Raw genomic sequence first — 7,715 nt, 5'->3', positions numbered from 1 at the left:
CCTGCTCTCCTGGGATCAGTACTACACCACGCTCGATACCAACGACCCGCCGTTCTGGAAGTGGTTCGTCGGCGGAAAGCTGAACGTATCCTACAACTGCGTCGACCGCCATCTCGCGCAGTACAAGAACAAGGCGGCCCTCATCTTCGTCCCGGAGCCCGAGGAAGACACCCACGTCGCGATCACCTACCAGGAGCTGTACACACGTGTCAACGAGGTCGCCGCGCTCCTTCGCGATTTCGCCGGTCTCAAGGAAGGCGATCGTGTCACCATCCACCTTCCGATGACCCCGGAGCTTCCGATCACGATGCTGGCGTGCGCGCGCCTGGGCGTCGTGCACTCCGTGGTCTTCGGCGGATTCAGCGGCGAGGCGTGCGGCCTTCGGGCGGCGGACTCCGGGAGCCGCGTCCTCATTACGATGGACGGGTACTACCGGAACGGGAAGCTGCTTGACCACAAGGCGAACGCCGACATCGCAGTGGCGGCAGCGGCCAAGGAAGGCCAGAAAGTGGACAAGGTTCTCATTTGGCGCCGGCTCCGCGACAAGTCAGCGTCAGAGACAGCGCTGGTCTCCGGCCGCGACTATATCATGAACGACCTGCTCAAGAAGTATGTCGGCCAGAAGATCGAGCCGGTCTCGATGGATGCCGAGGCGCCCTTGTTCCTCATGTACACGAGCGGCACGACGGGACGCCCCAAGGGCTGCCAGCACCGGACCGGCGGGTATCTCGCGTACGTGGCCGGTACGTCCAAGTACATTCAGGATATTCACCCGACCGACGTCTACTGGTGCTTCGCCGACATCGGATGGATTACGGGGCACTCGTACATCGTCTACGGCCCGCTGGCGCTCGGCGCGACGAGCATCATCTACGAGGGCGTCCCCACGTATCCCGACGCGGGGCGTCCGTGGCGCATCGCCGAGCGCCTGGACGTGAACATCTTCCACACCTCGCCCACGACGATCCGCATGCTGCGCAAGGCCGGACCCGACGAACCCCAGAAATACCACACCCGCTTCAAGCACATGACGACGGTCGGAGAGCCGATCGAGCCCGAGGTGTGGCGCTGGTACCACAAGGCCGTCGGCAAGGGCGAGGCGGTCATCGTGGACACCTGGTGGCAGACGGAAAACGGGGGCTTTCTCTGCAGCACGAAGCCGGCCCTCGATCCGATGAAACCAGGAAGCGCCGGCCCGGGCGTGCCGGGGATCTACCCGGTGATCTACGACGAAGAGGGGAAGGAGATCCCGCGCGGCTCGAGCAAAGCCGGCAACATCTGCATCCGCAACCCCTGGCCGGGGATCATGCAGACGATCTGGGGAGACCGTGACCGCTTCGTCCGCCAATACTACGCGAAGTACTGCAAGAACCCGAAGAGCAAGGATTGGCGCGACTGGCCGTACTTCGCCGGCGATGGTGCGCTGCAGGCGGCCGACGGCTACTTCAGAATCCTGGGCCGCGTCGACGACGTCATCAACGTCGCGGGGCACCGCCTGGGGACAAAGGAGATCGAGTCGGCCTGCTTGACAGTGCCCGAGGTGGCCGAGGCGGCGGTGGTGCCCGTGGTCGATGAATTGAAAGGGCGGGTGCCCGAGGTCTACGTCTCGCTGAAACCGGGCATCTCGCCGAGCGCCGAGATCAAGGATCGGGTGGTCCATGCGATCGAGACCACCATCGGCAAGATCGCCCGCCCCAAAGACGTCCGCATCGTCCCCGACATGCCCAAGACTCGATCGGGGAAGATCATGCGCCGGGTACTCGCGGCCATCTCCAACACCATGGACACGGGGGACGTTACCACCCTGGCCAATCCGGACGTGGTCGAGCAAATCCGCGTGGCGGTGCAGGGGGCCACACCGGTGGTGACCAAGACCGGCCCTGAGGACATCAAGCGCTTCGGGAGCGTGTGAAGACTCGGATCCGAGAACGTGACCCACGGGACTCGCGACCAGCAGGGGTACGATCGTGCCCCTGCTGGTCTGCCGTCCGAACATCTGCAAGGATGGCCTGCCAGCGGCCGCTGATGTTCCCGACACGCTGAGCGCCGCCGCTGACGGGCCCGAGAGAAGCGCAGAGATAGCGTGCGAGGGGCCGGCGGCGTCCCTCTCCGAGCAGGGGTCGCGTCGCTCCGCCGCCGAAACAGTTAAGGCACCGACTCGATCACCCCAGGAGCAACGGCATGCCTCTTCCTGCTGCCCAGGCCGTCGGGGACGCGCTCGCCGGCGCGGCGCGTCCGCCGAAGTGGGCGAAGGTCATCGACCACACCCGCTGCGTCGGCTGCCACGCCTGCACCGTGGCGTGCAAGTCGGAGAACGAAGTGCCGGTGGGGGTCACCCGGACGTACGTGAAGTACGTCGACGTCGGGATGTTCCCGCAGGCGCGCCGGGCGTTCCAGGTCACGCGCTGCAACCAGTGCGACGACGCCCCGTGCGCGACCGCGTGTCCGACGTCGGCGATGTTCGTGCGTCCGGACGGGATCGTCGACTTCGACAAATCGATCTGCATCGGCTGCAAGGCCTGCATCGCCGCGTGCCCGTACGACGCGATCTTCATCAACCCCGAGGATCATGCGGCGGAGAAGTGCAACTTCTGCGCGCACCGGCTCGACGTCGGGCTTGAGCCGGCGTGCGTGGTGGTCTGTCCGACCGAGGCGATCCTCGTCGGTGATCTGAACGACCCGACCTCCCGGGTCGCCCAGATTGTGCACCGCGAGCCCGTCACCGTGCGCCGGCCGGAGAAGGACACGCAGCCCAAGCTGTTCTACCGCGGGGCGCACCAGGCGACGCTCGACCCGCTTGCCGCGCGGCGCCCCGATGGCGGCCTCTACATGTGGAGCGAACAGGGGACCGGGCCCGGCGACGTGCCGGCCGGCGTCGCCTCACCGTGGAACAACACGTCTGCCGCGGCGCTCCTCAGCTACGACGTGCCCCACACCGCGCCCTGGCACTGGCGGGTCAGTCTGTACACGTGGACCAAGGGCATCGCCGCGGGGGCGTATCTCGTGCTCCTGGGGTTGCTGCTCGGCGGCGTCCTGTCGTGGAGCAGTGCCTTGTGGGTGTGGGTGGCGCCGGTCGTCTGCGGCGCAGCACTCGCCGCGACCGGCGGGCTCCTCGTCGCCGACCTGAAGCACCCCGAGCGGTTCTACTTGATCTTCACGCGTCCGCAGTGGGGGAGCTGGCTGGTGCGCGGCGCCTTCATCATCACGGCGTACTCGCTCGTGCTCGCGCTGCACTTCGTTGGCAGCGTATTCGGATGGCGCGAGCTGCAGCGGGTGCTCGGCGCGCCGGGCGCGGTGCTCGCCGTGCTGTGCGCAGTGTACACTGCCTACCTGTTCGCGCAGGCGAAGGCGCGCGACCTCTGGCAGAATCCGGTGCTGCCGCTGCACCTGCTGCTGCAGGCGGTGATCGCCGGGGCGGCCATCCTGCTGCCGTTCGCCGGCTGGCTGGAACCGGCCGTGGCGCCGCCGCTGCTCGGGATCGTCGGAGGCGCGAGCCTCGCGCACCTGCTGTTGGTGTGGGGGGAGACGACGCTGCCGCACGGCACCGCCCACGGGCGCCTCGCGGTCCGCGAGATGACCGCGGGCCGCTTCCGGACGGGGTTCTGGACCGGCATCGGGTTCGGCGCACTCGCCGTGCTCGTCTCCGCGGCCGTGCTCGGCGTTCTCGCGACGCCGATCGCGGGAAGCGGTGCCGCGGTCGCCGTGCTGGCGCTCGTCGGGTTGCTCGCGTACGAGCACGCGTACGTGCAGGCCGGGCAGTGCGTGCCGCTTGCCTAAGGGGGACGGAATGGACACGAAGGCGCTGAACCAGCGGGTGAGCGCGGCGCGGCGCGACGCCGAGGCGCGGGGCGAGACGTTCTACCCTGGGCCGAGCCGGATCCATCTCGCCTCGTTCCCCCCGAAGGAGCGGTGGGACGACTGGGTCGAGCTCGACTCCAAGGCGTGGCCGGGTCGGCGGGTCGAGAAGCGGTACATGCTGGTGCCGACCACGTGTTTCAACTGCGAGTCGGCGTGCGGTCTCCTCGCCTACGTGGACCGGGAGACGCTGCAGGTGCGGAAGTTCGAAGGCAACCCCGAGCATCCCGGGTCGCGCGGACGGAACTGCGCCAAGGGGCCGGCGACCCTCAACCAGATCACCGACCCCGACCGGATTCTGTACCCGCTGAAACGGGCCGGCCGGCGGGGTGAGGGCAAGTGGGTCCAAGTGAGCTGGAGCGAGGCGCTCGACGACATCGCCGTGCGCATTCGCCGTGCGATCACGGAAGGACGCGGGAACGAAGTGATGTATCACGTCGGCCGGCCAGGCGAGGATGGGTTCACGGAGCGCGTGCTCGCCGCGTGGGGTGTCGACGGGCACAACACTCACACCAACGTCTGTTCCAGCGGCGGCCGGGCGGGCTACCATTTTTGGATGGGCGTGGACCGGCCGAGCCCGGATCACGCCAACGCCCGCGTGATCCTGTTGGTCAGCAGTCACCTCGAGGCGGGCCACTACTTCAACCCCCACGCCCAGCGCGTGATCGAGGCGAAACAGCAGGGGGCCAAACTTATCGTGTTCGACACGCGGCTGTCGAACACAGCGACACATGCGGACCACTGGATCGCGCCGCATCCCGGGTCCGAGGCGGCGATCCTGCTCGCGATCGCGAGCTACCTGATCCGGCGCGGCCTCTACGACCGCGAGTTCGTCCGGCGCTGGTGGAACTGGGAGGAGTACCTCGCGTTCGAGCACCCGGATCACCCGGCGACGTTCGAGACGTTTGAGGAGATCCTGCGCGGCCTCTATGCGTCGTACACATTCGAGTTCGCGTCCCAGGAGTCGGGGGTGGATGCGGCCGCGCTCGAAGACGTGGCGCGCACGGTCGCGTCGGCCGGCACGCGCCTGTCGACCCACACGTGGCGCAGCGCCGCCGCCGGCAACCTGGGCGGGTGGCAGGTGCCGCGAACGCTGTTCCTGCTGAACGCGTTGCTGGGTGCCGTGGCGACCGAAGGCGGCACCTACCCGAACGCGTGGAACAAGTACGTGCCGAAGCCGATCTACGTCCCGCCGCACCCGACGACCTGGAACGGCCTGACCTGGCCGATCGAGTACCCCCTCGCGATCAACGAGCTCTCGTTCTTGCTGCCGCATCTTCTGAAAGACGGGCGGGGGCGGCTCGAGGTGTACTTCACCCGCGTCTACAATCCGGTCTGGACCAATCCCGACGGGTTTTCCTGGATCGAGATGCTGACCGACGAACGTGTCGTCGGCTGCTCCGTGGCGCTCACGCCGACCTGGAACGAGACGGCGTTCTTCGCGGACTACGTGCTTCCGATGGGGCACGGACCCGAGCGCCACGACCTGCACTCCTACGAGCAGTACGACGGTCAGTGGATCGGCTTCCGCCAGCCGGTGCTGCGCGCGGCGCGGGAGCGCCTCGGGGAGCGCGTGACGGACACGCGCCAGACGAACCCCGGGGAGGTCTGGGAGGAGAATGAGTTCTGGATCGAGCTGTCGTGGCGGATCGATCCCGACGGATCGCTCGGGATCCGCAAGCACTTCGAGTCCCAGCGAGAGCCCGGCGCCCGGCTCGCGGTGGACGAGTACTACGCGCACATCTTCGACCATTCCGTGCCGGGGCTGCCCGAGCGCGCCGCAGGGGAGGGCCTCACGCCGCTCGGGTTCATGCGGCGGTACGGCGCGTTTGAGATCACGCGCAAGATCGGCGCGCTGTACGAAACGCCGGTGCCGCTCGCGGAGTTGCAGGACGTGCACGTTGGCCGGTTCGGCCGCGCCTACACGCGCGCGGCGAAGCCGCCCGATCCCAACATCGTGCCGGTCGGGAGTCCCGAGCCCGACGCCGACGGGCGACGGCCGGTTGGCGTTCGGGTGGACGGGGAGATCCTGCGCGGGTTTCCGACGCCGTCGGCCCGGCTCGAGTTCTACTCTCGTACGCTCGTCGAGTGGGGGTGGTCCGAGTGCGCCCTGCCGACGTACCTGCGCAGCCACGTCCATCGCAGCGCGCTCGAGCGCGACCAGATGGTGCTGATCTCGACGTTCCGCCTGCCGGTGCAGATTCACACGCGCAGCGCAAACTCGAAGTGGCTCGACGAGATCGCCCACACAAACCCGCTGTGGATCCACCCGCACGACGCGGATGCGATGCGCCTTCGCACCGGCGATCTCGTACGCGTGGAGACCGAGATCGGCTACTTCGTCGTGAAGGCGTGGGTCACCGAAGGCATCCGCCCGGGGGTCGTCGCCTGCAGCCATCACATGGGCCGGTGGAAGATCCAGGGCGCGGGTCCGGGTCAGCGCCAGGCGATGGCGACGGTGACGCTCGATCGGGCCGAGGACCGCTGGCAGCTGCGTCGCGAGCGCGGTGTCGCGCCCTACGCCTCCGGCGATCCCGACACGTTGCGGATCTGGTGGACGGACGTCGGCGTGCACCAGAACCTGACGTTTCCTGTGCATCCGGACCCGATCTCCGGCCAACACTGCTGGCACCAGGCGGTGCGCGTCCGGCCGGCTGGTCCCGGCGACCGCTACGGGGACATCGCCGTCAGCACGCAGCGCGCGCACGAGGTGTATGCGAAGTGGCTTGCGCTGACCAAGCCCGCCGACCGGCACTCGCCGGATGGGACGCGCCGGCCCTACTGGTTGATGCGGCCGCTGCGGCCGTCCCGGGACGCATACCGCCTGCCGGGTCCGAGGACGCCGGACCCCACGCCGGCCGCCGGCGAGTGACGCGGCGGAGGTTCACGTCAGGGCTTTCGGACCCGGTAAGGAGCAATGCAGGCGGTCGAGTCGGATCGGTCGCCGGGGCGGCGGCGGGCTCATCCGCGTGGACCCTGACGAAGGCCCGCGCCTCGAGGCGCTGATGGAGTTGTGGCGCGCGCTCGGGGTGCTCGGCGAGCCCCCGGGCCTGGAGCAGATCCGTCTCGCCGAAATCCTTGGGCTGCCCGGTCGACCCGAGGCCGCTCACTACACCGAGATCTTCGTGCTCCACCTGTATCCGTACGCGTCCGTGTATCTCGGCGGCGACGGCATGCTGGGCGGAGAGGCCCGGGATCGCATCGCCGGGTTCTGGCGGGCGCTGGGACGCGTGCCGCCGGTCGAGCCCGACCACTTGACCACCCTGCTCGCTCTCTACGCCACGCTGGGGGAGCACGAGAGCACTGAGCGTGAACCGGCGCGCCGGGTGCTCCTGGCCGAGAGCCGCAAGGCGCTCTTGTGGGAACACCTCGCCTGCTGGCTGCCGATGTACCTCGACAAACTTCGGGACATCGCATCGCCGTGCTACCGCGCGTGGGGGGAGATGCTCGGTGAGGCGCTTCGGGAAGCGCTCGTCCAGCCGGGCCGGCCCGATGCTCTGCCGTTGCACCTGCGGGAGGCGCCGCCGCTCCCCGATCCCCGGCAGGCCGGCGCCGCGGCGTTCCTCCAAGGCCTGCTCGCGCCCGTGCGCAGCGGGGCGCTCCTCGTGCGCGCCGATCTCGCGCGGGCCGCCCGCGACACCGAGCTGGGGCTTCGAATGGGAGAGCGGCGGTTCATGCTGGATGCGCTGCTGTCCCAGGACGCGACGCGGACGCTCGCCTGGCTCGAGGCGGAGGTGCGCGCGTGGATCCCGAGGCACCTGGCGCACCGGGACGCGGTCGGCGGGATCGCGGAGTTCTGGGCGGCGCGTGCCGAGACAGCCGCGGACCTGCTCGCGCGGCTCGCCGCGGAGGGGAGTTGA

The 7,715-nt window shown here is 68.9% G+C and carries 4 protein-coding genes; all 4 read left to right on the top strand.

Features of this window, described 5'->3' with window-relative positions:
- On the top strand, window positions 1-1,912 hold a 1,912-nt coding region (acs, locus tag VKZ50_12740; GenBank protein HLJ60584.1), incomplete at its 5' end, for an acetate--CoA ligase.
- A gap of 269 nt (window positions 1,913-2,181) precedes the next feature.
- Window positions 2,182-3,777, top strand: a complete 1,596-nt coding sequence (locus VKZ50_12735; GenBank protein ID HLJ60583.1) for a 4Fe-4S dicluster domain-containing protein — start codon at window positions 2,182-2,184, stop codon at window positions 3,775-3,777.
- Window positions 3,778-3,787: 10 nt separating this feature from the next.
- Window positions 3,788-6,727 carry a molybdopterin dinucleotide binding domain-containing protein gene (locus VKZ50_12730; GenBank protein HLJ60582.1) on the top strand — a complete coding sequence of 980 codons (2,940 nt, stop codon included), beginning with the start codon at window positions 3,788-3,790 and terminating at the stop codon, window positions 6,725-6,727.
- 97 nt (window positions 6,728-6,824) lie between these two features.
- The gene (locus tag VKZ50_12725) at window positions 6,825-7,715 is read left to right on the top strand and encodes a molecular chaperone TorD family protein (GenBank protein ID HLJ60581.1); all 891 of its coding nucleotides are present in this window, start codon (window positions 6,825-6,827) and stop codon (window positions 7,713-7,715) included.

The organism is bacterium, from assembly GCA_035295165.1.
Classification (GTDB): Bacteria; Sysuimicrobiota; Sysuimicrobiia; order Sysuimicrobiales; family Segetimicrobiaceae; genus JAJPIA01.
The sequence above is the reverse complement of the archived record's forward strand: the minus strand, read 5'-3'. Positions and strand labels throughout refer to the sequence as shown.